Raw genomic sequence first — 23476 nt, 5'->3', positions numbered from 1 at the left:
CGGCGGCGCATCCGGCAACGCGGTTATCAGTTGCCAACTTGACGTTCGTAGGCTTCGAGAATGGCGGTGTTGTACGGCGCAATCGGGAAGGACTTGCCGAACTTGCCCAGATCATCTGACGAGATATCGGTGAAAAGCTTGTTCCAGGTGTCGGCATCGAGTTCCGATTTGACGTTATCGGCGTCAATGCCCGGATACCAGTTGAAGCGCTTCACAATGCCTTCGGCCTGAACCTTCGGGCTGGTTGCCAGCGCGACGAACTTTTCGGCCAGTTCTTTATTCGCACTCTTTTCCGGGATCACATAATGCATCGGCTGGCCCGGCATGCCCGGCTCAGGCAGAACAAGCTTCATTTCCGGCGGCAACTGGCCATTGGCCTTCCATGAATAGAACATATCCACCCAGACCGGACCCATGGCGATTTCGCCACGGCTTAGCATGTCGAGCGTTCCGGCATTGCCCGGCGTCAGGGTCGCGTTCTTGGTGAACTCCTTCAGCGATGCAAAAGCCTTGTCCCAATTCTTGGCTTCGCCTTCTTCAAACGGTCCCTGCTGAAGCTTGTTCGCATCGCCGCCATAGGCATAAATCCAGCCCATGACGAAGCTGACGCCCGAAGCACCGCCCTTGATGCCGTTATAGCCGAACTGCTTCGGATTTTCCTTGGCCCAGGCGACAAGCTCATCATAGCTCTTGGGCGGTGTGGCGACGAGTGCGGGATTATAGGCAAGCGCGGTCTGGCTGTTGAACATCGGCATGACATAGCCGTCGACATTGGTGCCGAGCGCCATCTTGGCATTGCCGCGGGTTACCAGCTTGCCGGTTTCGATCTTGCCGCGATAATTCTCAAGGAATTTGCCGGTGACCATCGGCCCGGCGAATTTTTCATGGATGACGGCAACGTCCGTATCCCATTTTTCGACATCCGCCTTGGACTGGGCTTCGAAACGCTCGAGAATCTTCTGCGAACCGGCATCGCCCGGGCCGGTGCCGACAACGCGCACGGTCGTGCCCGGATTTTCCTTCTCGAACAATGGTCCGAGATACTGGTTGACGTAATCGACCATGTTCTGGTCACCGGCGGTAAGCACCGTCAGTTCGTCGGCGGATGCAGGGGCCACGGTAAGACCGAGTACCATTGCTGCTTTCAGGACCGTTCTCATGAAAAACTCCTGTTAAATCCGGATCATCCGGTTTGTGGATTGCGATTGGGATGCAAGGCATCCTGTTGCTTCATCGGGAATTTTTAAGCTGCTGCGGACTGGTTGATGCCCGCAGTTACTGACATTGGCCGAGCCGAAACGCCGCCCGGCAAAACTGGTGCGGGACTACTTGTCGAACAGAAACAGCGCCTGTTCGGGTATCTGGATTTCGACATCCGTACCGGGTTGGTGGCTTTCCTGCGCATCGACCATGATATGGCGGTCGCCGATGCTGACCATGTGTCGCCAAAGGCCGCCGGGATAGCTGGTCTGCTCCACCCTGCCTGTGAGGACGAGGGCAGGTGCATTGTCGCGCTGTGTGCCCGGCTTTACGAGATGCGCAGCTTCGCTGCGGAAGCGCGCGGAAGCGATCCCGTCGGAAAGAGTGCGCCTTCCGGCTGGAATAGTGCTTGCCTTGTTATGCGCGCCTGCCGCGATTTCGATCCTGTCAGCTTTGATCGCAACAGGCAGTTCAATCAGATTTTCCGCGCCCATGAAGGCGGCCACAAAATCGGACGCCGGATGGTTGTAGACTTCCTCGGGTGCGCCAGCCTGGGCGATCTCGCCATTGTTGAGAATCACGATCCGATCCGCCATGACCATCGCCTCTTCGCGATCATGGGTCACGTGAACCGCCGTAATACCCAGACGGCGCTGCAAGGCGTTGATTTCATGACGCACCGACAGACGAATACGCGCGTCAAGATTGGAGAGGGGCTCGTCAAGAAGCAGAATGTCGGGCTGGATGGCCAGTGCACGACCCAGCGCGACGCGCTGGCGCTGACCTCCGGACAAAGCTGCGGGCTTCCTTTCCAGCAGTGCGTCGAGGCCAAGCAGGCGGGCAACTTCCTGCACCTTCTGCTTGATCGTGTCTTTGGCAATACCGCGAATGCGCAGACCATAGCCGATGTTCTGCGCAACCGTCATGTGCGGCCACAACGCATAGGACTGGAATACCAGCGCCATGCCGCGCTTGTCCGGGGGCAGGCGAGTCACATCAGCACCATTGACCCTGATCGCGCCGCTGCTGGGCGTGTTGAAACCAGCGATTGCACGCAGCAGGGTTGTTTTTCCACAACCTGACGATCCGAGCAGGGCAACGAATTCGCCTTTGCGGACCGACAGATCTACCCCTTTGAGAACCTCATTATTGCCATAACGAACGCGCGCGCTCGCCACCTCCAGAAAAGCTGGCATAGGCGTCTCCTCCCCAGGATCGCCGGCTGCTTCTGTTTTTTCTGCACAGCCGTGCAATTCAGATTGAAACATCTTTATGAGACCTCGACAAGCGGCAAAAACAGTTCCAATGCAGAAACAGCGCGAATGCACCCCCACATCGTGGCCCCCTGTTTAGCGGGCCTTTATTACAGCGGTGTGACGCAGCGCGACCGAGGTGGACAGCTTTGCATTCAATTCGGACAGGCCCTGTGCATTATTCAAGGTCGATGAAGAAGCCGTCAAGGAAGCCCAAACCGCGCTGCATTTCGGTTTTCAATGGATGCAAAAATGCAATGGCGTGCAACAGCCCCAATATCCGCCTGATTTACATGAGAAGCTGCTAATGAGAGCAAAGGAAGGATACAACAACGGAGCCTTATTCCGTGCCGCAACACGTTTTGTCCGGCTTCAATAATTCGGTTGCATAATCTTTCAATTGCAACTAAAGATTGATTTGCGGCATTCACACGGTTTTTGAGGGAAGGCCGTTTTGATTTTCTAAAATCCAGGGGGAATACAGGTTTCGAGTCCGTTCCATTAAACCCGTGGCGCTCCCAATATTTATTCTTTTTTTCGGTTTGATGATTGAGGATAATATGAGCATCTTCATGAAGAATAACTCAATGAATTTTTCTACTTATGATCCATCGCCAGTAATCAACGCAATGCAGCTGGCATCGCTGGATGGCGGTGGCAAACCCGATATTGATTACGGTTTTTCAGACATTGGCGAGAGGACGTATCACTCGCTCGAAACCATAGCCATCATCGTGCTCGAAATGGTGCGCGGGTTGAGATGGAAGCCCTTTGAGGGGCCTGAGGAGACCATCAATTGCCCGGCAGGTATGACGTTCATCATTCCCGCTCACATGAGCTGCGCAATTGTGTGGCCCCAAAATACCGCGCATCTGACGGTGACGCTCGACACGTCGTTCTTCTCGGCGGAAGAATGCGAAGAAGCTACCCATAGCTGGACGCCAATTCATTTTTCCAACAGACAGTGCCTGCAACTGGCGCAGATCCTTTGGGGCGAGCTACAAGTATCACCTCATGTAAGCAGCACCTATATGGATGCGTTCCGCACGGTGCTGACAGGCGTGCTGGTGCGCAATGCGTCTATCGCCCGCGGTAGCAACAAACAACAGTTTGGGCTCAGCAATTATGCCTGCCGGCAGATTGAGAATTATCTCAGGGAAAATTATCGCCAGCAGGTATCTGTGCCGGACATGGCATCCCTGATCGGGATTTCAGCGGGCCATTTTGCAACCTGTTTTCGCGCAAGCTTCGGTCTCACACCACATCAATATCTGATGCGACTGCGGCTGGACGAAGCCGAGCGATGCCTGCGCGAGACCGATATATCCTTGAGTGAGCTTGCCGCCACGTTGGGTTTCTCCAGCCAGAGCCACATGACGACTGCGCTTCGGAAATATCGCCATCTGACGCCGGGAGAAGTCCGGCGGCGCAGTTACGCGCAGCGGCGGAAGAATCTGTCCTGAACCATCAACTGATACGCGGACTCGGATTGGCCCGGCTTCATGCCGGGCCATGTCGTTTCTATCGCGTTGGTTCTGTTGAGCGCTCAGGCCTGCAACGGCGCGAGATATCAGTTTCCCGTGCCACCATTGGCATTTGAGGACGCGTTGCGGCGCACCCATTTGCGCCAGATGTAGATTTCGCTGCGCCGGCGGATACGACGAACCCGGTGAGAATCGTGAGAAAGCACGATCAGGCCAAGCGGAAGCATCCAAAAACCCAGCACAGGAAGAAAACCCAGTGCACCACCGGCCACCAGAGTGCCGCCCAACATGCGGCGCATCATCACCGATTGGGGAATCGGGATTCGCCGACCAAGAATCAAAATGACCTTGCGGGGCGCTTTGGGGTTCGTTTCTTCGTTCACTGGACCAGGTCTCTCCACAGCTGCTGCATATTTTTTACGTCTGAATGTCCCAGAGAATATAGGGTTTCGTGAGGCAGATGCAAAAAGTTGGAAAAAATACGATTTTGCCCTTTGCAAACCCGAAATCCTTTTGCTATACGCCACATCGCTGACGCAACGAGCACCTGTTCCCCGGTAGCTCAGTGGTAGAGCAACCGGCTGTTAACCGGTTGGTCGCTGGTTCGAATCCGGCCCGGGGAGCCACTTCAATTGCTGAAGTTGCTTAATATCTCAATCACTTGCACAAAACTAGTCAAGCATTGCATTAGCAATGGACTGTGACTGAACGGCGTTTTACCCGTTTCAGTTCAGGCAAATTTCTCCATCTTTAAATCGTCACGTGCAGAGCGCGAATCACTTCGCCGCAGTGGCACATTGGGCCGCAGAACCGTCATTGAATGCTGATGGCTTCAGGCAGGCGCAGGAGAGCGTTCAGTCGATTTTTCCGCAATCCCCAGTCCAGAGATGAATCACGAGCCAGCGGGCTGCGCTGGAGCCGCAGGGTGCCGTTGTGCGGAGAAGAGCAGGTCCGGTTTGAGATCCCCCATCCCGACATAGGGATTTGCGTGGTTTGCCAATATCCAAAGACTGATCGTGGCTGTGAGCACGTAGAGGATCAGGGCACGCCGCCCGGCAAGCGGTCGGTCGGCATGGACCGAAGCAATCGTGATGGCTGTCAGCAGGGTCAGGAAAAGGACGAGATACCACTTGGATTCGTCGATCGACGCGCTCGCCACCGCCAATCGCTCATTACGGGCATCCTGAAGTTCGTCAAAATCATTGACGAGTTGCGAGACAATCGGACCGGGCAGGCCCGAAAGCGCAATCTTTTGGACCATGGCGCGAATCTCCAGAATCGCGTGATCCACTTCCAATGTCGAAGCCGTGTTGTTCCGTCGTCCCCATTCATCGTCGACCACGATGGTGCGATAGTTGAGCACCGCAGTCTTTAGTTCCTCATCGTTGAGAACCAAGGGGTTAGCTGTATCCAGCAATCGGTGGATGGCAGAGCGCTCCTTGCTCACCGAAAAATCGGCGCGAGAATTGAGCGACCATGCGTCGGCAGCGACAAAGCCAATGGAAAGCGCCCATGCGGTTGCAATCGTTCCGAGAAAGGCTGGTGCAGGTATGGAAAAAATATCGTGTTTGGCGTGCACATTGAGATATCGTAGCGCGCAATAGCCTATAGCGAATAGTATAAGAGCAAAAGCTATGAAAAACAAAAAAGACGGCATAGGTGGGAAATTCTAGAAACGTCGCGAGCATTGTTTATGTCTCCACCTAACCCCTGAATAGTGGGGGGCAATAATAACTGCTCGTCCGGCTCTGGCAATCGAGAGCGCAAACAATAAACAGAAAGGTCGGCCCGTAAACAACGCCGACGCGGAACCTCCGGGGAGGGAGTTTTGATGATTTATCCTGTGCATGACAGTCATGGTAATCGCATCGGCACCATCATGCCTGAAGACAGCGAAAACCCCGAGGAACGCTGGATCGCCTACGCGCTGCACAATCAGCGAATGGCCTTCGGCAGCTGGCAGGCAGCACGGGACTGGATTGAAAGAAAAGCCGCAGATGAGGGCGCGCGATAAGCCACTTCCGAAAGATGTTCCGCGTGCTTCTTTTCGGTTAACCTAATTTAGCGGTTTCATGTGCATTTAAAACTGACATAGCTATACTTTTTTTGAAAAGGAACTGTCACGCTTGGGAGAATATTGATGCTACGGATTGCAGCTGTTGGTCTTGCTTCGCTTTTTCTTTGTCTGCCTGCGACGGCGGCCTCTAAAAAATGCGCCAATGCGCAAGATCAGGCCACGATGACCCAATGCGCTGGCGATGATTTTTCTGCTGCCGAAAAGAAGCTCGCCGGCAACTTCAGGGAAATCCAGAAGCGTCTTGCCGATGACGCAGATGGAAAGGCGCGGTTTGTCAAAGCCCAGCGCGCATGGATTGCATTCAGAGATGCCGAATGCGGTTTCAATGCGGGCAATTCTTCCGGTGGCAGCATCTATCCGATGCTTGTTGCCAGCTGCAAAACCGACCTGACCGAGCAGCGCAATAAGCAACTGCGGACTTATCTAAGCTGCGAAGAGGGTGATCTCAGTTGTCCGGTTCCGGCTAATTGATTCTTTGCTTCCGAATCGCTGCGCCATATTTCGGGCTGCAACGGGGCGCAAACTCCCGATCGGAAGAACAGGCGGAACTATAAACGATCATATGCCTGTCTTCCGAACCAAGGAGGATATGCCGTGAAAACGATGCTTCTAGCGATCGGATTGGTCGCGCTATCGACGGCTGGCGCGTTTGCAGCCGAACCTGCCAAGATGATGGATAGCCAGTCCGGCAAAATACTGACCACGCCGAAGGGCATGACGCTCTATACGTTTGACAAGGACGAAGGCGGTAAATCGTCCTGCGATGCCAAATGCCTGAAGATGTGGCCTGCATTTCATGCCGACAAAGGCGCAAAATCGGACGGCGACTTTTCTGTCGTCAAAGCCACGGACGGCAAGGATATGTGGGCTTACAAGGGAATGCCGCTTTATCGTTACCACGACGACATGAAGATGGGTGACGTTAAAGGCGACGGCAAGGGCGGCGTCTGGCACGTCGTCAAATGAAAGAGGGCGCTACGGCGCCCTTTTCGCTTCTAATCGTCATGAAATCATCCGCGTATGGTGACGGCGTAAAGCAAAGCCAGAAAATTGACGAGCATGAAGCCTGTTCCCATATAGGGCAAGGCCTTTGCAAAAAAAGAACTGCAGCTTGGCCATAAATCATCTCCGCAATTGAACGATTGCGGCACTCTACGAGCCATTTCAATCCAGGATTCGGCAGCGAGGTTTCCAGCTGTTGCAATTTGTAACGTCAGATTGCCGACGAGGGATCAATTTCCGGTCGGCGCTGTCGCGCCGGAAACACCCTTGTCGGGAACCGGCGGTTTGTTACCGTCCGGATTGGTCACCATGGTCAAAGCCGCTAATGCCAGCAGAATGGGGGCGGCCAGCATGGCCACGCGCAAAACGAAGCAAGCCGCGTGCTTCACTCGTCTCCATGTCGGCGCTTGTCTCATGGCCTTATTGTTGCACAGCCTGTCCTTTCCAATGCGTTAACAGATCGTAATGTTCTAAAATTCCCCAATCACACTGGCCGCAGGCGTTCATTCGTAGGCCAAGAGAAAACACCAAGGATTTTTTACACAAAGGGCTCGAATCGCTTGACGAAGTGGGCAGGGATCAATATTGGAACTGCGCAGAGCCGAACCAATTGATTTGGAAACGCTCTCAGGAAGGCCTCGTGGCGGAGTGGTTACGCAGAGGACTGCAAATCCTTGCACCCCGGTTCGATTCCGGGCGAGGCCTCCATCTCTTTCTCAAAATCACTGTAAGCGGTTGATATCCAAGGTTTTATTTTCTTGGGTGTGGCAATCTATTCACACGGTGTTCTGCCGCACTTTGATCGGGTGTGGCAAACCATGCCGTCTTTTGGCTCTCAGCCTCCGCAATATGTTCGCCCCGGCTTAGTAACTGACTGAAATTTCAATACTGTGGAGGGCGTCTAGATGCCGAAATACGGCATGTGCCGTATATCATCGAGGCCAAATCTGGCGTTTTCTAAACGCCGGATTGTGCGTCAACGCCCGCATGATCTCATCGTATATCGGCGTCAGCTGGCGGGGCCAGCAAAGGAGGAACGATGAAGACCATAGCTTTGTTAGCCGTTGGTGCATTCATGATGGCAGGAACTGCATTTGCGACCGCGCCAACGAACGGAAACCTGGATACCCAGACGGTAAAGTCCGATAAATCTACCGGGGTCATTGTCGCGGGCGGCAAGAACAGGAGCGGATTTACGACCAGTTCGGGATCGGGTTTCAGCGGTGGACGGACCATTTTCGGCGGTTGAATGATTTGCCCCGTTTAGGCGGGGCAGACGCTCACATGTGCTCTCCCGCAAGAGAGTTCTGCCTTAATGCTTATGCCTGCAGATAGTGTATCAAAACGAAATCCGGCGTTCGCAGTACAAACGGCTCTTTGAACGGCCACGGCACCAATGTGTCAGGTGACGTCATCCTGGGCTATGATGCCGCCTTCGCCTTCGAGGATCGCTATGCGTTTGGCTTCGGAGGCGGTGAATTTCAAGCGAACGCCAACTCCGCGCGTTCATCTTCCGGGATAAAAACTGCGCCGAGATCTTCCAACGCGCTTTGTAGCTGATTGATCGTTTCAGCGGACGGCTTGTCGATCTTCCGCTCAAAATCTTCGATAACCGATGCATCCACCTTGGATAGTTTGGCGAGGTTATCGCGTGAAATCTCAACGAGCGCGCGGCCTGCTCGACACAATGGGCCTGTCAGCATTTTTAACCTCCATGTTTTAGCTGCGGGAATTGAACCGTGAGTCTAAAGCGGAAACAAGTCGGATAACGCGGTGAATTCCCGTCAGGCCGCCAATCACTCAGTCGTGGTCGTCATGATCGCGGTCGGATGGTGTCTGCGTGCGGGCGAGATTACCTTTTGAGAAAGTATAGCCGGTCTCAACTGCATTCAGCCCGAACTTGTTGCGCAGGCGATCAATCGCGGTTTCGGCGACAGCACGCTTTGTGGCCTGCGTATCGACCAGATCTGGCGGGTCAGCCCGGTCGCTTGAGGATAGCTCGCCGACACCGATTCCAAGCAGCCGGAATTTGGTGCCATCCAGCTCCTTTTCCAGAAGCTGCAATCCATGCCGGAAAATGCGGTCAGCCAGCTGGGTCGGGTCCGAAAGCTGGCGATTGCGGGTGCGTAGCTTGAAGTCCTGCGTCTTGAGCTTGAGGACGACAGTGCGCCCGGCAATTTCGCCTGCTTTGAGCCGTCGCGATACTTTTTCTGCAAGCGCACGCAAAACAGGAACCAGATCGGCCGCAGTGGAAAGATCGGTGCTGAAGGTCGTTTCCGCCGAAACGCTTTTCATATCATGTTCCGGCTCTACCCGTCGGCTGTCCTGCCCCCGCGACAGGCGATAGAGACGCTGGCCCATGGTGCCATAGGCCTTCATCAGCCCGCCTTCATCCATCGTCTGGAGCTGGCCTATGCTGCGGATGCCGTCGCTTTGCAGCTTGGCCGCAAATGCTTTGCCGACGCCCCAGATCATGCTCACCGGCTTATCGCGCAGAAAATCGAGCGCCTCGGCTTCTCCAATAACGGAAAACCCGCGCGGCTTTTCCAGATCGGAGGCCACCTTGGCGAGATATTTGCAATAGGACAGGCCGATGGATGCGCTGATTCCAATCTCGCTTTCCACGCGCTTGGAAAAGCGTGCGAGAACCACGGCGGGCGGCGCCTTGTGCAGCCGTTCTGTACCGCTGAGATCGAGAAACGCTTCGTCAATGGAAAGCGGCTCAACCAATGGGGTGAGATCACGCATCAGCTGGCGCACTTCGCGCCCCACGCGGGCATATTTCTCCATATTAGGCTTGATAACGACCGCCTCGGGACAGGCTTCCAGCGCCTTGAACATCGGCATCGCCGAACGCACACCATGAATACGGGCGAGGTAACACGCTGTCGAAACGACGCCGCGCTTGCCGCCGCCGATGATGAGCGGCTTGTCGCGCAATTCAGGATTATCGCGCTTTTCAACAGAAGCGTAGAAGGCGTCGCAATCGATATGCGCCAGCGTCAGCTTGTACAATTCCGGATGTCGCACCAGGCGCGGGCTGCCGCAGGAATAACACCGGCGCACCGAAGCACTCTTCTGTAGCGACAGGCAGTCGCGACATAAGCCTTGCTCCGAACTGTTTCCGGCGAAATTCTCAACCATCGTCCACATGCGCAGCTTCGTCGTCTGGCCCAGCTTCGACTCGATGAAGCCTGCTCAAACGAACATAAAAGGAACATGCTTTGTATATCACCAATCCCGCGCCACGCCACTGGCAGAGGCGCGCGCAACCGTCATGCTCTTGACATTGGCAGCGATATCACCAAGTTTAGTGTTATGAACAACCGTTTCGCCGCCATACTCCATCGGGTTCAACCGATCGCGGGATAAAGGCCCTCGAGTCCTGCCTAGCGCAGAAGGACTCCGGGGATGGTTCGTCGCTTGCCTCAAGCGAATTCGACAAGCGCTTTCATGAAAACATCCCAATAATCCGCTTCGAGCCATCATGCTCGGAGATATTTATCTTTTATAACAGTGAGCTATCGCCATGAGCGTCAAGAATCGCAAGAAGCCCAATATTGTCGTCAGCGACGTCGATTACGAGCGCCTGATGGGGCTGGCCAACAGCGTCGCCGAGCAGCACGAGGAAATCGCCGACGAGCTGATGGCCGAACTTGACCGCGCCAAGGTCGTGCCTGCCAAGCGGCTGCCGCAAAATGTGGTGCATATGGGTTCGGTGGTCGAATTCCGTTCCAATGACGGACATGAGCGCCGCGTGACGCTGGTTTATCCGGGCGAGGCGGACATTGCACAGGGCAAGGTTTCGATTCTGACCCCGATTGGCACGGCATTGATCGGGCTTGCACCCGGCCAGTCGATTTCATGGACTGCACGCGACGGGCGGGCGCATGAGCTGAACGTTCTCAATGTGTCCGCGGCGGAAGAGGTCGTCACCGGGCCGAGCGCAGCCTGATTTCAGCGCAAAAACAGGGCGGTGTCGGTCGAATCAGTCGGCGCCGCTTTGCAAATGCTGGCCCGCACCGCCGGGCAAGAAAGACGCCGCTTTCTGGATGATAGCCGGGTCACGCCCGGTTTCTTCGCAAAAGCGCATCAGCGTTGGCTCGTGGCTTAAGAAAAACTGCAGCACACCGGCCAGAAAGCCCGGCTCACGCGCTGCCTGACGGATGGACGAGGCTTCGATGCCCGTCAGCGCTAGAAAGCGCGGGAGTAAATCCTTGTCCTGCGCAAGCCAGGCCAAAGCTTCAATGGCGAGACCCTGCGCTTCTGTTTCGTTCATAAGCGTTTTCATCGTCACCTCCATTTCAGCCGATCCATGCAGCCGCCACGCGGGCCTGCAATTGTTTTCATATAAGATGCAGGTCCTTGTAGCGACAACGGAATTATTTGCCTTTCGTCAATGAAATGAGGTTAAATCATAGAGTGGACCGAGGGGAATGTCGGTGCACACACTGTTTGGTGTCAGCCAATGCCAGTAGATGAATGAATAATCGGGCCGGGCAGTTGCCCCAGGGAAGTTTCGATGACGAAAAGCGTAATGATCGTCGAAGACAACGAATTGAATATGAAGTTGTTTCGCGATCTTATCGAAGCCAGCGGATACGAAACGATCCGGACACGAAACGGTCTAGAGGCGCTTGATCTCGCACGCGAACACCGGCCAGATCTCATTCTCATGGATATTCAGCTTCCGGAAGTCTCAGGTCTGGAAGTGACCAAGTGGCTGAAAGACGATGAAGAACTGCGCCATATTCCGGTGATCGCGGTCACGGCTTTCGCCATGAAAGGCGACGAGGAACGCATCCGGCAGGGCGGATGCGAGGCCTATATATCCAAGCCAATTTCTGTTCCAAGATTTATAGAAACGATAAAGTCTTATCTGGGCGACGCTTAGGCTCGACCAGGCGAGGGGGATCATGACTGCCAGAATTCTCGTCGTCGATGATGTGGCTTCCAATGTGAAGCTTCTGGAGGCAAGGCTGCTTGCTGAGTATTACGAAGTTGTCAGCGCTTATAACGGATCAGATGCTTTCGAAATCTGCTTAGGCGGGCAGATTGACGTTGTCCTGCTGGATGTTCTCATGCCGGGCATGGATGGCTTCGAAGTTTGCCGCAAGCTGAAGGACGACCCGCGCACCTCCAATATTCCTGTGGTCATGGTGACGTCGCTTGACCGCCCGGAAGACAAGATTCGTGGGTTGGAGGCGGGTGCAGATGATTTTCTCTCCAAGCCGGTCAATGATCTCCATCTGATGTCGCGCGTGAAAAGCCTCGCCCGCCTGAAGCTGGTCTCGGACGAACTGTTCCAGCGCAGCAACAGCGTGGCCGATGCCGAGGTGGAGGCGCTGCTTTCAGCCAAGGTTTCTGGTTCCGGTCCGAACTTGCAGGATGCCGCCCGCATCCTCGTTGTGGACGAGGATGAAACGGCGGCAGCACGGCTGCGCGTTATTTTGGGCGAAACCTATCGGGTCGATATCGCCACAGACGCCAATGCTGCTCTCATCAAGGCCATCGAGGCGGATTATGACAGCATCGTCGTTTCGGCGGCTTTCACCTATTACGACCCGCTGCGCCTCTGCTCCCAATTGCGCACCATCGAGCGTACCCGACTGGTGCCGATCATCCTGATTGTGCGGGAAGACGAAGGCGCGCTTGTTGTTCGCGCGCTGGAGCTTGGCGTTAACGATTATCTGATGCGCCCGCTGGAAAAGCTGGAACTTTTTGCGCGGCTGCGCACGCAGATCAAGCGCAAGTGCTACAATGATCTGCTGCGGCAGAGCCTGAACCGCTCGATCACCATGGCGGTAACGGACGATCTCACGGGGCTGCACAACCGCCGCTATCTCGATACGCATATGCCGGTGCTCTATAGCCGCGCCACGGGCCGGGAGCGCCCGCTGACGGTCATCATGATCGACTTCGACTATTTCAAGCGCGTCAACGACCAGTACGGGCATGATGCTGGCGACGATGTCCTGCGCGAATTCGCATCGCGCCTGCGCAAGAATATCCGCGGTATGGACCTGATGTGTCGCTATGGTGGCGAGGAGTTCATCGTCGTGCTGCCGGATACGGATTTGCAGGCTGGTGCAGCCGTTGCAGAGCGTATCCGCACCTCTGTGGAGGCAGTGCCTTTCTCGGTCGCTAGCGGGCGCCACAAGGTCAATATGACGATCAGTGTCGGTCTGGCTGGCTTGCGCCTGATCGGCGACAGCGTGGAAGCGCTGTTCGACAGAACTGATGCTGCGCTTTATCTTGCCAAGAAGAATGGTCGGAATCGCGTTGTCGCTTCGGCTGCCTGAATGTTTTGATAAACAGCAGATCAAAAACAAAAAGCCGTCTCGTGAGAGACGGCTTTTTTGATTCCGGTCACCGCATGGGCAACGCGGGAAACGAATTACTTGATCTTCGTTTCCTTGAACTCGACGTGCTTGCGCGCAATCGGGTCGTACTTGGTCTTTGTCATCTTTTCCGTCATCGTGCGGCTGTTCTTCTTCGTAACGTAGAAGAAGCCGGTGTCAGCGGTCGACAAAAGCTTGATCTTGATCGTCGTAGCCTTGGCCATATCGAAATACCTGCTCTTTAACTTTGCCGGAGCATCACCTTTTCGGAAACCGGACCCGCTTATCGGGCTCCCATTCTCCGGGGTCATACTCTATGGATGGTAACCGCCAGCGATTCCGGCAATTCACCCGGCAGCGGAAATTCGCCGCATAACTACGGATTGGGGCCGAAAAGTCAAGTCCGCTTCTTTCTGAAAAGCAGTCTTCCTGCTGCAAAGATCGCATATGCGGCAAAAAATACCCCAAGCGTCCACGAAAAACCTGCCGGGCCGAAAGCATCCATGCCGACACCCACGGCCTGCGGGCCTGCCAGCATGCCAATTGCATAGCAGAACACGAAGGCGGCATTGGCCGACGCCAGTTCGCGGCCTGTGAGTTCGGAACCAAGATGCGCAAGACCGACCGTGTAGAGACCAGCCACCACGCCACCCCACAGGAACAGCACGCCCGCCATCAGATACCAGTGTTGCATCAGATAGGGCAGCGCGATCATGCCGATGAGGCCTGTGACTGCGCAGAACAGCAGAAGCTTGCGGCGGTCGGGAATCTTGTCGCTGATGATGCCAAGCGGAATTTGCAGCAGCACATTGCCGAGACCGATCATCGTCAGCAACAACGCAGCATCCGCTTCCGGATAGCCAATGCGCGCGCCAAAGACCGGGAAAAGCGCGAAGCCGCCTGTTTCCACGGCACCAAAGACGAAGACCGCCATGGTCGCGGTTGGCACGGCGAAGATAAACGGCAGGAAGGGAACATGTTCACCTTCCTCGAAATCCGGGCTGTCGCGCCAGGCAATTGTCACCGGGATGAGCGCAATCATGATGATTGCGAATCCAACGAAGAATGGTAGGCCACCGGCGCTGCCGATCTTTGAGAAAAGCCATGGTCCGAGCGCGAAACCGAGCGAGAGCGACGTGGAATAGATCCCAAGCACCAGTCCGCGTTTTTCAGGTGGTGCTGATGCATTGATCCAATATTCTGACAGGACGAACAGCACCGTCAGCGCGAAATGCAGCACGATGCGCAACGCGAACCATGCCCAGAGCGGCTGGAAAAAATGAAAGCCGAGGAAGGCAATACCGCCGATGACGAGCATCAGAAAGATGGCTCTGACCACGCCGAGCTTCGCCGCAATCGGAGCGGCGAGGGGGCGGCGGCAATCGAGGCAAGCCCGGCAACAGCGGTATTGGCGCCGATAAGGCTTGCCGAATGACCGCGGGCTTCCAGCAGCACGCTCAAAAGCGGAATGCCCAGCCCGATAGCTGCACCCACTGCGCTGATGGTCGCAATGGCCGCAGCAAGCGAACGCCAGTGCATCTGGCCTTCCTGCGGAAGAGCGCCGTTCACGCCTTCCGTGCTTGTTTTGGCAGAATCACGGTCGGTTGCTGGAATTTCTGTATTCATCAGGTCAGATCACTTCACGGACAAAGCGGCCGTGCCGCACACGGTATTGCACCACCGGAAGGGCCGCAGGCAAATCAAGGCGTGTTTCAGCCAGTAGATTTTGTGCTTCCTCCAGGATGATCTGGGTAATGCGAGCGAGATCGAGTTTGCCCACATCATCGATCGATACCCAGTCGAGATTTTCCAGTTCACCGCTTGGTGCGAGCTTTTGCTTGCCGAATTCCGGCAGGCTGTCGCAAAATGCGATGAAGAAGCGTGTATCGAATCGACGGACATGTTCCGGCGGGGTCACGGCACGCGCAAAATAGCGCAGGCTGGACAAAGCGGGCAGGGCGCCCTGGCCGAGAAAGGCCCGCCAGTCCTGATGATTGGCCGCGGGGCCAAACGGCGGTTCAGCCGAAGAATCGCTGTTGACCGGATGCGCCACACGGAGACCGGTTTCCTCGAATGTTTCGCGGATGGCGCAGAGGCCAAGCGCGCGGGCGCGACGCATCGAGGGGCGGGAACCCATGCCATTCAGAAGTTTCAATGTGTCGTCGTGGCTGAGTTCGCTCGAAGCTGAAATCGCGCCGTCAATTGAATCGGCACGGCCGCCAGGAAACACGAATTTTCCCGGCATGAAGGCAAGGCTGTGATGGCGCTTGCCCATCAGCACGCAAGGCTTGCCGGATGAACGGTCGATCAGAAGCAGCGAGGCTGCGTCGCGCGGGCGCAGCACCTTCTTCTTCTGTTCAGCCAAGGGCGTGGAAACTGTCACGGTCATGATAGCCGGATCAGGTCACGTCGCCGTAGTCGCCTTCGCCCTTGCCCCCGAAACCATGCATGTAAAGCGCCCATTGCAGGCCGATGGTTGCCCCTTTGAGCGGCTGGAGCAGCATGAGCGACAAAATGACCGTCAGCGGCCCCCAGATCGCCATATGTGCCCACAGCGACAGGTTGGTCGTGGCTTCCACGCCCATGAAAGCGCCGACCACGATGTGACCGACAACCAGAATCGTCAAATAGGCCGGAAGGTCATCAGCACGCTGTTCGGTATAATCCTCGTTACAGACGGAACATTTGGCGACCGGCTTGACGAAAGCGCGGAAAAGCTTGCCTTCGCCGCAATGCGGACAGCGGCAGCGGAAACCGCGCCACATGGCCTCGCCAAGCGGGCGCTTGGGATGGGCTTTTCTGCTGGTTTCGCCACCGAAAACCTGAATGTTCTGCGCGGAATTGGCCTCAAGCGTGCTCATTACCGACCTCTCTTCTTGTGACGCGGGATGCCCGAAGGCTTGCCCTTTCGTCCGCGCATCGTCCGGGTTGCCTTGTGATGCGAGCGCGTCGACATCGGCAGGGGATGCGGTTCCGATACCATCTCAAAACGAAGCGCGCCCGCAACGGGGAGCGCCTCAACCAGCCTGACCGTGACAGTATCACCGAGGCGGAAGCCTTTTCCGCTTCTTTCTCCGGCAATCGCATGGTTGGCTTCGTCATATAAATAGTATTCATGACCCAAAGTTGAAATGGGCACCAGTCCATCCGCGCCATATGTCGCAAGGTTCACGAAAAGACCGGCCCGGGTAACACCCGTCACGCGACCTTCATACTCGTCACCGAGATGTGAAGCGAGGAAATGCGCGATCAAACGATCCACGGTTTCACGCTCTGCCAGCATGGCGCGGCGCTCGGTTGAGGAAATCAGCGCGGAGATTTCCTCAAGGCGCGCTTCCTCATCGGTCGTTATTCCGTCCTTGCCAAGCCTCAGCGCCTTGATCAGCGCGCGATGCACGATCAGATCGGCATAACGGCGGATTGGTGAGGTGAAATGCGCATAGCGGCGCAGATGCAGCCCGAAATGCCCGATATTGTCAGGGCTGTATATGGCTTGGCTCTGCGTGCGCAGCACGACCTGATTGACCAGTTCCTGATGATCGGTGTCCTCGACAGCCACCAGAATACGGTTGAACTGCGATGGTTGCAGCGGCCCGCCCTTGGCGAGATTGAGGTCGAGCGTGCGCAGAAATTCGCGCAGGCTTTCCTGCTTGGCAAGCGCCGGCTCGTCGTGGATGCGGAAGATCAATGGCTGACGATGATCTTCCAGTGTTTCAGCTGCCGCGACATTGGCCTGAATCATGAACTCTTCGATGAGTTTGTGCGCATCGAGACGTTCCGGCACGATCACCTTGTCCACCTTGCCATCCGGCGTCAGCAGGATTTTCTTTTCAGGGAGATCGAGTTCCAGCGGCTCGCGGGCGTCCCGCCCGCGCTTCAACACCGCATAAGCTGCCCAAAGCGGCTTCAGCACACTATCGAGGATCGGTGCCGTCTTGTCATCTGTCGCGCCGTCAATGGCGGCTTGAGCCTGACCATAGGCAAGCTTGGCGGCAGAGCGCATCATGATGCGGTGAAACTTGTGCGATTTCTTTCTGCCGTCAGCGGCAAAGACCATCCGCACAGCCAAGGCCGGGCGGTCTTCCAGCTCGCGCAGCGAACAGAGATTGTTCGATATGCGCTCTGGCAGCATCGGCACAACCCGGTCCGGGAAATAGACGGAATTGCCGCGCTTCAAAGCTTCCCGGTCCAGCGCCGAACCGGGGCGTATATAGGCCGCCACATCGGCAATCGCCACGATAACGATCTGGCCACCGGGGTTTTCCGGGTCGGTATCCGGCTCCGCATAGACGGCGTCGTCATGGTCCTTGGCGTCGGCCGGGTCGATGGTGAGAAGCGGAACCGCGCGCCAGTCTTCGCGGCCATCGAGCGTCGCGGGCTTGGCATCTTCGGATTCGCGGATCACTTCATCCGGGAACACATGCGGAATTTCATGTTCGTGGATGGCGATCATCGACAGCGCCTTTTCGCTATCGATAGAACCAACCACCTGTCGGACCTTGCCACGCGGCAGCCCCTGACGGCGCGACGAGATCAGTTCGACTTCCACCAAATCGCCGCTTTCGGCATTTTCCAGTTGGGCAGGGTCAAGCTGCACTTCCGCCTGCTTGCGATCCACAGGCTCCAGCCGCCACTCGCCATTGCCAAGCTTGCGTACAACGCCCAGCACCGCATCGGTGCGGTGTTCGAGCCGCTTCATCACGCGCGCGGTATAGTCCGGTCCGTCGCGGTCCTCATTGCGGAAAATCTTCGCGAGAACGCGGTCACCGACACCGACCGCCGGACCGCCTTCGGACGCCTTGTTAAGCCGCGTGCGGCGCACCAGCACCACGGGCGGCTTGCCATAGGCGGCCTCGTCCCATTCGGCTGGACGGGCCAGCAACCCGCCATCCTCGTCGCGTCCCGTGACATCCAGTACGGTGACGCTTGGCAATGAGCCGGGACGTGAAAGCTTGCGTGCACGCTTTTCGACAAGACCGTCATCGGCCAGTTCGCGCAACAGGTCTTTCAGATAGACCCGTGCATCGCCCTTGATATTGAACGCCTTGGCAAGTTCACGCTTTCCAGCGCGATCAGGATTTTCCTCAATATATTTGAGGACTTCCTCACGCGTCGGCAGAAAGGCATGCGGATCACCCGCATGCGCCTCTGATTTCGCCTGTGCTGCACGCCGTTCGGTCCGTGCGGATCGACCGGAATCGGGTTTGGGAAAACGACGTGCCAATTGTTACTCCTCTGCCGCTGCGGCCTTCTTAGCCTTCGGAGCGGCTTTTGCCTTTGCGGGCGCTTTCCTTGCTGTCGGCTTTTTGGCTGCGGCTTTCTTTTCCGTACTGGCGGCAGATTTGCGGGCAGGGGCTTTCTTGCCCTTGGTCGAGCCAGCCTTTTCGGTGATCAGCGCCAGCGCTTCTTCCAGCGTGACACTTGCCGGGTCCTTGCCCTTTGGCAAAGTCGCATTGACCTTGCCCCAGTTCACATAAGGACCATAGCGTCCGTCGCGCACCGTGATCGACCCGCCATCCGGGTGGTCGCCAAGCGTTGCCAGCGCCGCAGGTGTCGAACGCCCGCGACCGCCCTTCGACTGCTTGTCTGCCAGCACCGAAACGGCGCGGTTGAGACCGACCGAGAACACTTCTTCGGCATTTTCCAGATTGGCGAATGTGCCGTCATGGCTGACATAAGGCCCATAACGCCCGATGCCCGCTGAAATCATCTTGCCGGTTTCCGGATGCTGGCCCACATCGCGCGGTAGCGACAGCAGGGCCACAGCCTTTTCATGGTCGACCGTATCCAGCGTCCAGCCTTTCGGCAGGCTGGCGCGCTTGGCTTCCTTGCCTTCGCCGCGCTGGATATAGGGACCGAAACGGCCAGTCCGCGCAGTGATTTCCTCACCCGTAAACGGATCCTTGCCGAGTGACTTCGGCTCATCAGCTGCTGCTGCCTCGCCATTGGCTTCGCCGCCGAGCTGACGGGTAAATTTGCACTCGGGATAGTTGGAGCAGCCGACAAACGCGCCATACTTGCCAAGTTTCAGTGACAGCACGCCGGTGCCGCAGGTCGGGCACGAACGCGGATCGCTGCCGTCTTCGCGAGCGGGGAAAGCCAGCGGCGCCAGTTCCTCGTTCAGCGCATCAAGAACATTGGTAACGCGCAGTTCCTTGATGTCATCGACCGAGCCGGAGAAATCGCGCCAGAAATCACGCAGCACGTCTTTCCAGGAAAGCTTGCCATCGGAAATGAGATCGAGCTTCTCTTCAAGGCTCGCCGTGAAATCATATTCGACATAGCGGTCGAAGAAGCTTTCAAGGAAAGCCGTGACCAGACGGCCCTTCGGTTCCGGGATCAGCTTGCGCTTGTCCATGCTGATATATTCGCGGTCGCGCAGCGTGGCGAGCGTGGCGGCATAGGTCGAAGGACGACCGATGCCCAGCTCTTCCATCTTCTTGATCAGCGAGGCTTCCGAATAGCGCGGCGGCGGTTCGGTCGAATGCTGGGTGGCATCGATCTTTTCGCGCGCCAGCGCTTCGCCACTACGAATCTCCGGCAGCTTTGCGCTGTCCTCGTCGTCGTCCTCTTCCTCGCGATGATCCATATAGGCTGCAAGGAAGCCGTCAAACTTTGTCACCGAGCCATTGGCGCGCAGCATGGCCGAGCGCGAACCATTGACGGCTTCAATGTCGGCCGTGGTGCGCTCGATATCGGCGGCCTGCATCTGGCTGGCGATAGCGCGCTTCCAGATCAGCTCATAAAGCCGCGCCTGATCTTCATCGAGATAACGGCGCACTTCCTTCGGATGACGCGAAAAATCGGTCGGACGAATGGCTTCGTGCGCTTCCTGCGCGTTCTTGGCCTTGCTGGAATAATAGCGCGGCTTTTCGGGCACATATTTCGCGCCGAACGTCTCGCCAATGGCCTGACGTGCGGCAGTGATCGCTTCCGGCGCCATCTGCACGCCGTCGGTACGCATATAGGTGATGAGACCGGCGGTCTCGCCACCGATATCCACGCCTTCATAAAGGCGCTGCGCCACCTGCATGGTACGCGACGCCGAGAAACCGAGCTGGCCGGAAGCGGCCTGCTGCAAGGTCGAAGTGGTGAAAGGTGGTCCGGGATTGCGCTTGGTCGGCTTGGCTTCGACCGAAATAGCCTTAAAGCTTGCGCCTTCCAGCATGGTGCGGATGCCGGTTGCCTGTTCACCATTCTTGATGTCGAGCTTGCCGAGCTTTTTGCCGTCCACGGCGGTCAGCCGCGCTGTGAAGCTGTCACTGCGCGGCGTCTTCAAAAGAGCGGCAATGTTCCAGTATTCTTCGCGAATGAAACGCTCGATTTCCGACTCGCGGTCGGCGACGAGGCGCAGGGCGACGGACTGCACGCGGCCAGCCGAACGTGCGCCCGGCAGTTTACGCCACAGAACCGGCGACAGCGTGAAACCGAAGAGATAGTCGAGCGCACGGCGCGCAAGATAGGCATCGACCAGCGGCTCGTCGATATCGCGCGGATTGGCGATGGCGTCGAGAACGGCCTTCTTGGTAATGGCGTTGAACGCGACGCGCTTGACCGTCTTGCCCTTCAGCGCCTTTTTCTGATTGAGCACTTCCAGCACGTGCCAGGAAATGGCTTCACCTTCGCGATCCGGATCGGTTGCGAGAATGAGGCCATCGCTGTCTTTCAGCGCCTTGACGATATCTGACAGTCGCTTGGAGGAATTGCCGTCCACTTCCCACGACATGGCAAAATCTTCGTCCGGACGCACCGAACCATCCTTGGCTGGCAAGTCTCGCACGTGACCAAACGATGCCAGAACCTTATAGTTCGAGCCCAGATACTTATTGATAGTTTTCGCCTTGGCAGGCGATTCGACAACAACGACGTTCATTTAAAACAGCCCAGATTCGCGCCCCGCAGAGGCGTTTTGCCTCCCAACCGCGTCATATTTGTTGCCTTCCACATGAACAGAGGGCGGCGTTTGGTCAAGAGTGCGAGACAAAAAATCGCGAAATACAACTATAAATAGTGATTGCTAGATATGTAACTTTTGGTAGATTTGGAGCCAAATATGGTCGGAGCGTTCATAATTTGCATAGTGATTTTCTAATAAAGCTACTTGCTTATTTGTTGGGGGCAGCATGAAGCAACGTCGTGAAGATAATCCTGAGACCCTCGTATATATAGAACAGATGCTGGGCGAACTTGGGAAACTGGCAAAGAAGACAGACAATCCCTTATTGGCTTACATGATTCAAATGGCTTCGGAAGAGGCGAAGGATCTGATTGAGGGGAAGCGAAATCATTAAAGGAACGGGCGGGGCACAGATTACCCCTCGGGGAGGAGGGCGATCTGATTACCGGGATAGCGCACAAGGCGACCGGCCAGATCGAATTCCAGCAGAATAAGCTGGACCTGACTGGCACCAATGCCGGTATGGCGGACAAGACTATCGATATCGACCGGGCTCGGACCAAGGACATCCATAATGCGGTAACGTTCCTCATCCGTCATGAGCGCGGGCAGTTCATCCAGCGGTTCTTCCAGTTGATGGTTACCGTCAGCCTGTGGAACTTCAGCGCTAAAAGGTCTTGCGGTCGCAAGATCGGATTGAGTGCCTCGATCACATCTTCCACGCCGGTGACCAGTGTTGCGCCTTGTTTCAGGAGCGCGTTGGTGCCACGGGCGCGTGGGTCCAGCGGTGAGCCGGGCACGGCAAAAACCGTGCGGCCCATTTCGCCCGCCATCCGCGCGCTGATCAGCGAACCGGAGCGTTCCGCCGCTTCCACAACGATCAGGCCGAGCGAAAGCCCGGCAATGATGCGGTTACGGCGCGGAAAATCGCGGGATCGCGGTTCTGCGCCCATCGGCATTTCGGTGATCAAAGCGCCGTCATGTTCGGGGATTGCGCGGTATAGCGGCAGGTTTTCAGGCGGGTAGGGGCGATCCAGCCCTCCGGCCAGCACGGCGACCGTGCCGCTTGCCAAGCTGGCCTTGTGTGCGGCGGCATCAATGCCACGCGCGAGCCCGGAAATCACGGCAAAGCCCGCATCGCCGAGATCACGCGCCAGTTTCTCCGTGAAGCGCGCACCCACAACAGAAGCATTGCGCGAGCCGACGATGGCAACGGGTGGCTTGCGGAACACGTTCTCACCGCCCTTGATGATCACCAAAGGCGGCGGCGCTTCGCAGTTCTTCAGTTGCGCGGGATAATCCGGTTCGCCCATGCCGACGAGGCGAGCGCCATGGCGCTCAATTGCCTCCAGCTCACGCTCGGCATCTTCCATCGGCGTAATGCGAAGTGGTCTGGTGCTGCCGCCCCGGATATTGAGATCGGGTAGCCGCTCCAACGCATTGGCGGCGGAACCGCAAAAAAGGATAAGGTCGCGAAAGGTAACCGCACCGATATTGTCGGTGCGAATAAGGCGCAGCCAGTTCAATCTCTGGCGATCTGAGAGGCGAATTCCGGCTTTTGAATTCGCGCCCTCCATCACCCCTTGGCTCCGATCCGGCTTTCTGTGCCGTTCAGAAGCCGCTTAATATTGGCGTGGTGCTTGAAGAAGATGATCACTGTCAGCACTGCAAACAGGCCCGCAATCGCGTGGTCGCCTTTGAAATAAAGGCCAATCGGCACGATGACACTGGCCAGAAGCGCGGATAGCGACGAATAACGCGTGACAATTGCGGTTACGATCCAGACAGCGGCGAAGATCAAGGCGCCGGGCCATGCCAGGCCGATCAGAATGCCGAGATAGGTGGCAACGCCTTTGCCGCCCTTGAAGCCGATCCATACCGGAAAGAGATGGCCGATAAAGGCACCAAAGCCCGCAGCAATCGCGGCACCTTCGCCATAGCGCCATGCGACCAGCACCGCAAAGGTGCCCTTCAGCGCATCGAGAATGAGCGTCGCAGCGGCGAGCTTCTTGTTGCCGGTGCGCAGCACATTGGTTGCGCCGATATTGCCCGAGCCGATGGACCGCACATCGCCCAAGCCCGCCAGTCGGGTCAGGATCAGCCCGAAGGGGATGGAACCGAGGAGATAGCCGAAAATAAGTGTCGCGATGTGCACGAGATTAAAGAAACCGGTTTCGGCCATATAGATTCCCTCTGGCTTTTATTGTTATCCAAGGTCCCGA

The 23476-nt window shown here is 56.6% G+C and carries 24 protein-coding genes, 2 tRNA genes and 2 pseudogenes; 12 read left to right on the top strand and 16 right to left on the bottom strand.

Going from position 1 to position 23476, the window contains the following annotated elements; translation table 11 throughout:
• Positions 1–26: 26 nt before the first annotated feature.
• Complete coding sequence (locus QLQ11_RS14225; protein ID WP_167836082.1) at positions 27–1160, bottom strand: extracellular solute-binding protein; 1134 nt, start codon at positions 1158–1160, stop codon at positions 27–29.
• 165 nt (positions 1161–1325) lie between these two features.
• Positions 1326–2396: an ABC transporter ATP-binding protein gene (locus QLQ11_RS14220; RefSeq protein ID WP_109367327.1), complete on the bottom strand. Its 1071-nt coding sequence runs from the start codon at positions 2394–2396 to the stop codon at positions 1326–1328.
• A gap of 196 nt (positions 2397–2592) precedes the next feature.
• On the opposite strand from QLQ11_RS14220, the gene QLQ11_RS14215 reads away from it, so the two are divergent.
• Positions 2593–2832, top strand: a complete 240-nt coding sequence (locus tag QLQ11_RS14215) for a hypothetical protein (protein WP_124915852.1) — start codon at positions 2593–2595, stop codon at positions 2830–2832.
• A gap of 181 nt (positions 2833–3013) precedes the next feature.
• Entirely contained in the window at positions 3014–3916 is a 903-nt protein-coding gene (locus QLQ11_RS14210; protein WP_283736147.1) for an AraC family transcriptional regulator, read from the top strand.
• Between the two features lie 107 nt (positions 3917–4023).
• On the opposite strand, the gene QLQ11_RS14205 is transcribed toward QLQ11_RS14210, so the two are convergent.
• Complete coding sequence (locus QLQ11_RS14205; protein WP_235858964.1) at positions 4024–4239, bottom strand: hypothetical protein; 216 nt, start codon at positions 4237–4239, stop codon at positions 4024–4026.
• Positions 4240–4488: 249 nt separating this feature from the next.
• Here QLQ11_RS14205 and QLQ11_RS14200 point away from each other — a divergent pair.
• A tRNA-Asn gene (locus QLQ11_RS14200) sits at positions 4489–4563 on the top strand.
• Positions 4564–4829: 266 nt separating this feature from the next.
• On the opposite strand, the gene QLQ11_RS14195 is transcribed toward QLQ11_RS14200, so the two are convergent.
• Entirely contained in the window at positions 4830–5516 is a 687-nt protein-coding gene (locus tag QLQ11_RS14195; protein WP_235858958.1) for a DUF4239 domain-containing protein, read from the bottom strand.
• A gap of 252 nt (positions 5517–5768) precedes the next feature.
• Between QLQ11_RS14195 and QLQ11_RS14190 the strand changes: the two genes are divergently transcribed.
• From QLQ11_RS14190 to QLQ11_RS14180, 3 genes are all read left to right on the top strand, one after another.
• Positions 5769–5951 (top strand): hypothetical protein, encoded by a 183-nt coding sequence (locus QLQ11_RS14190; protein ID WP_109367330.1) that lies wholly within the window; start codon positions 5769–5771, stop codon positions 5949–5951.
• A gap of 126 nt (positions 5952–6077) precedes the next feature.
• A complete protein-coding gene (locus tag QLQ11_RS14185; protein WP_109367331.1) occupies positions 6078–6485 on the top strand; it encodes a lysozyme inhibitor LprI family protein in 408 nt (135 codons plus the stop codon).
• 123 nt (positions 6486–6608) lie between these two features.
• Positions 6609–6980, top strand: a complete 372-nt coding sequence (locus tag QLQ11_RS14180; RefSeq protein ID WP_109367332.1) for a hypothetical protein — start codon at positions 6609–6611, stop codon at positions 6978–6980.
• Between the two features lie 266 nt (positions 6981–7246).
• Here the strand turns inward: QLQ11_RS14180 and QLQ11_RS14175 are convergent, their stop codons facing one another.
• Positions 7247–7405 carry a hypothetical protein gene (locus QLQ11_RS14175; RefSeq protein ID WP_167836083.1) on the bottom strand — a complete coding sequence of 53 codons (159 nt, stop codon included), beginning with the start codon at positions 7403–7405 and terminating at the stop codon, positions 7247–7249.
• Positions 7406–7650: 245 nt separating this feature from the next.
• Here QLQ11_RS14175 and QLQ11_RS14170 point away from each other — a divergent pair.
• Positions 7651–7724: transfer RNA gene (locus tag QLQ11_RS14170), tRNA-Cys, on the top strand.
• Between the two features lie 331 nt (positions 7725–8055).
• Positions 8056–8265 (top strand): hypothetical protein, encoded by a 210-nt coding sequence (locus QLQ11_RS14165; protein ID WP_109367333.1) that lies wholly within the window; start codon positions 8056–8058, stop codon positions 8263–8265.
• 232 nt (positions 8266–8497) lie between these two features.
• Here QLQ11_RS14165 and QLQ11_RS14160 read toward each other — a convergent pair whose 3' ends face one another.
• Entirely contained in the window at positions 8498–8719 is a 222-nt protein-coding gene (locus QLQ11_RS14160; protein ID WP_349496906.1) for a hypothetical protein, read from the bottom strand.
• A gap of 97 nt (positions 8720–8816) precedes the next feature.
• Entirely contained in the window at positions 8817–10160 is a 1344-nt protein-coding gene (locus tag QLQ11_RS14155; protein ID WP_109367984.1) for a DNA polymerase IV, read from the bottom strand.
• Between the two features lie 385 nt (positions 10161–10545).
• Between QLQ11_RS14155 and rnk the strand changes: the two genes are divergently transcribed.
• The gene (gene rnk / locus QLQ11_RS14150) at positions 10546–10971 is read left to right on the top strand and encodes a nucleoside diphosphate kinase regulator (RefSeq protein ID WP_109367335.1); all 426 of its coding nucleotides are present in this window, start codon (positions 10546–10548) and stop codon (positions 10969–10971) included.
• Between the two features lie 33 nt (positions 10972–11004).
• Here the strand turns inward: rnk and QLQ11_RS14145 are convergent, their stop codons facing one another.
• Complete coding sequence (locus QLQ11_RS14145) at positions 11005–11307, bottom strand: DUF3572 domain-containing protein (RefSeq protein WP_109367336.1); 303 nt, start codon at positions 11305–11307, stop codon at positions 11005–11007.
• Between the two features lie 231 nt (positions 11308–11538).
• Between QLQ11_RS14145 and QLQ11_RS14140 the strand changes: the two genes are divergently transcribed.
• Together QLQ11_RS14140 and QLQ11_RS14135 are read left to right on the top strand one after the other, a co-directional pair.
• Positions 11539–11910: a response regulator gene (locus QLQ11_RS14140; RefSeq protein WP_007878616.1), complete on the top strand. Its 372-nt coding sequence runs from the start codon at positions 11539–11541 to the stop codon at positions 11908–11910.
• Between the two features lie 22 nt (positions 11911–11932).
• A complete protein-coding gene (locus tag QLQ11_RS14135) occupies positions 11933–13318 on the top strand; it encodes a PleD family two-component system response regulator (protein WP_109367337.1) in 1386 nt (461 codons plus the stop codon).
• Positions 13319–13413: 95 nt separating this feature from the next.
• Here QLQ11_RS14135 and rpmG read toward each other — a convergent pair whose 3' ends face one another.
• From rpmG to topA, 6 genes and pseudogenes are all read right to left on the bottom strand, one after another.
• Positions 13414–13581 carry a 50S ribosomal protein L33 gene (gene rpmG / locus QLQ11_RS14130; protein ID WP_002966024.1) on the bottom strand — a complete coding sequence of 56 codons (168 nt, stop codon included), beginning with the start codon at positions 13579–13581 and terminating at the stop codon, positions 13414–13416.
• A 173-nt stretch (positions 13582–13754) separates the two neighbouring features.
• Positions 13755–14896 (bottom strand): annotated as a pseudogene (locus QLQ11_RS14125) (MFS transporter).
• Positions 14897–14987: 91 nt separating this feature from the next.
• Positions 14988–15746, bottom strand: a complete 759-nt coding sequence (locus tag QLQ11_RS14120) for an NUDIX domain-containing protein (protein ID WP_109367338.1) — start codon at positions 15744–15746, stop codon at positions 14988–14990.
• 10 nt (positions 15747–15756) lie between these two features.
• Complete coding sequence (locus tag QLQ11_RS14115; RefSeq protein WP_109367339.1) at positions 15757–16218, bottom strand: DUF983 domain-containing protein; 462 nt, start codon at positions 16216–16218, stop codon at positions 15757–15759.
• Positions 16218–18581 carry a ribonuclease R gene (gene rnr / locus QLQ11_RS14110; protein ID WP_109367340.1) on the bottom strand — a complete coding sequence of 788 codons (2364 nt, stop codon included), beginning with the start codon at positions 18579–18581 and terminating at the stop codon, positions 16218–16220. The genes QLQ11_RS14115 and rnr overlap by 1 nt, the downstream gene beginning before the upstream one ends.
• 3 nt (positions 18582–18584) lie before the next feature.
• Entirely contained in the window at positions 18585–21230 is a 2646-nt protein-coding gene (topA, locus tag QLQ11_RS14105; protein WP_109367341.1) for a type I DNA topoisomerase, read from the bottom strand.
• A gap of 250 nt (positions 21231–21480) precedes the next feature.
• On the opposite strand from topA, the gene QLQ11_RS14100 reads away from it, so the two are divergent.
• Entirely contained in the window at positions 21481–21648 is a 168-nt protein-coding gene (locus QLQ11_RS14100) for a hypothetical protein (RefSeq protein WP_167836084.1), read from the top strand.
• A 20-nt stretch (positions 21649–21668) separates the two neighbouring features.
• Here QLQ11_RS14100 and dprA read toward each other — a convergent pair.
• Positions 21669–22834, bottom strand: a pseudogene (gene dprA, locus QLQ11_RS14095) (DNA-processing protein DprA).
• Complete coding sequence (gene plsY / locus QLQ11_RS14090; protein WP_109367343.1) at positions 22831–23436, bottom strand: glycerol-3-phosphate 1-O-acyltransferase PlsY; 606 nt, start codon at positions 23434–23436, stop codon at positions 22831–22833. Before plsY ends, dprA begins: the two are co-directional and overlap by 4 nt.
• Positions 23437–23476 lie beyond the last annotated feature (40 nt).

This window comes from Ochrobactrum sp. SSR, from assembly GCF_030067775.1.
In the GTDB taxonomy this organism is placed as follows: domain Bacteria; phylum Pseudomonadota; class Alphaproteobacteria; order Rhizobiales; family Rhizobiaceae; genus Brucella; species Brucella teleogrylli.
Note: the sequence above shows the minus strand (reverse complement) of the source record. Positions and strands in the feature narration are given on the sequence as shown.

What these genes read in the sequence shown, in the direction of transcription:
- QLQ11_RS14225 (WP_167836082.1), bottom strand. Translation starts at nt 1,160, where the DNA reads ATGAGAACGGTCCTGAAAGCAGCAATGGTACTCGGTCTTACCGTGGCC.
- QLQ11_RS14220 (WP_109367327.1), bottom strand. Translation starts at nt 2,396, where the DNA reads ATGCCAGCTTTTCTGGAGGTGGCGAGCGCGCGCGTTCGTTATGGCAAT.
- QLQ11_RS14210 (WP_283736147.1), top strand. Translation starts at nt 3,014, where the DNA reads ATGAGCATCTTCATGAAGAATAACTCAATGAATTTTTCTACTTATGAT.
- QLQ11_RS14205 (WP_235858964.1), bottom strand. Translation starts at nt 4,239, where the DNA reads ATGATGCGCCGCATGTTGGGCGGCACTCTGGTGGCCGGTGGTGCACTG.
- QLQ11_RS14190 (WP_109367330.1), top strand. Translation starts at nt 5,769, where the DNA reads ATGATTTATCCTGTGCATGACAGTCATGGTAATCGCATCGGCACCATC.
- QLQ11_RS14185 (WP_109367331.1), top strand. Translation starts at nt 6,078, where the DNA reads ATGCTACGGATTGCAGCTGTTGGTCTTGCTTCGCTTTTTCTTTGTCTG.
- QLQ11_RS14165 (WP_109367333.1), top strand. Translation starts at nt 8,056, where the DNA reads ATGAAGACCATAGCTTTGTTAGCCGTTGGTGCATTCATGATGGCAGGA.
- QLQ11_RS14160 (WP_349496906.1), bottom strand. Translation starts at nt 8,719, where the DNA reads ATGCTGACAGGCCCATTGTGTCGAGCAGGCCGCGCGCTCGTTGAGATT.
- QLQ11_RS14155 (WP_109367984.1), bottom strand. Translation starts at nt 10,160, where the DNA reads ATGGTTGAGAATTTCGCCGGAAACAGTTCGGAGCAAGGCTTATGTCGC.
- rnk (WP_109367335.1), top strand. Translation starts at nt 10,546, where the DNA reads ATGAGCGTCAAGAATCGCAAGAAGCCCAATATTGTCGTCAGCGACGTC.
- QLQ11_RS14145 (WP_109367336.1), bottom strand. Translation starts at nt 11,307, where the DNA reads ATGAAAACGCTTATGAACGAAACAGAAGCGCAGGGTCTCGCCATTGAA.
- QLQ11_RS14140 (WP_007878616.1), top strand. Translation starts at nt 11,539, where the DNA reads ATGACGAAAAGCGTAATGATCGTCGAAGACAACGAATTGAATATGAAG.
- QLQ11_RS14135 (WP_109367337.1), top strand. Translation starts at nt 11,933, where the DNA reads ATGACTGCCAGAATTCTCGTCGTCGATGATGTGGCTTCCAATGTGAAG.
- rpmG (WP_002966024.1), bottom strand. Translation starts at nt 13,581, where the DNA reads ATGGCCAAGGCTACGACGATCAAGATCAAGCTTTTGTCGACCGCTGAC.
- QLQ11_RS14120 (WP_109367338.1), bottom strand. Translation starts at nt 15,746, where the DNA reads ATGACCGTGACAGTTTCCACGCCCTTGGCTGAACAGAAGAAGAAGGTG.
- QLQ11_RS14115 (WP_109367339.1), bottom strand. Translation starts at nt 16,218, where the DNA reads ATGAGCACGCTTGAGGCCAATTCCGCGCAGAACATTCAGGTTTTCGGT.
- topA (WP_109367341.1), bottom strand. Translation starts at nt 21,230, where the DNA reads ATGAACGTCGTTGTTGTCGAATCGCCTGCCAAGGCGAAAACTATCAAT.
- QLQ11_RS14100 (WP_167836084.1), top strand. Translation starts at nt 21,481, where the DNA reads ATGAAGCAACGTCGTGAAGATAATCCTGAGACCCTCGTATATATAGAA.
- plsY (WP_109367343.1), bottom strand. Translation starts at nt 23,436, where the DNA reads ATGGCCGAAACCGGTTTCTTTAATCTCGTGCACATCGCGACACTTATT.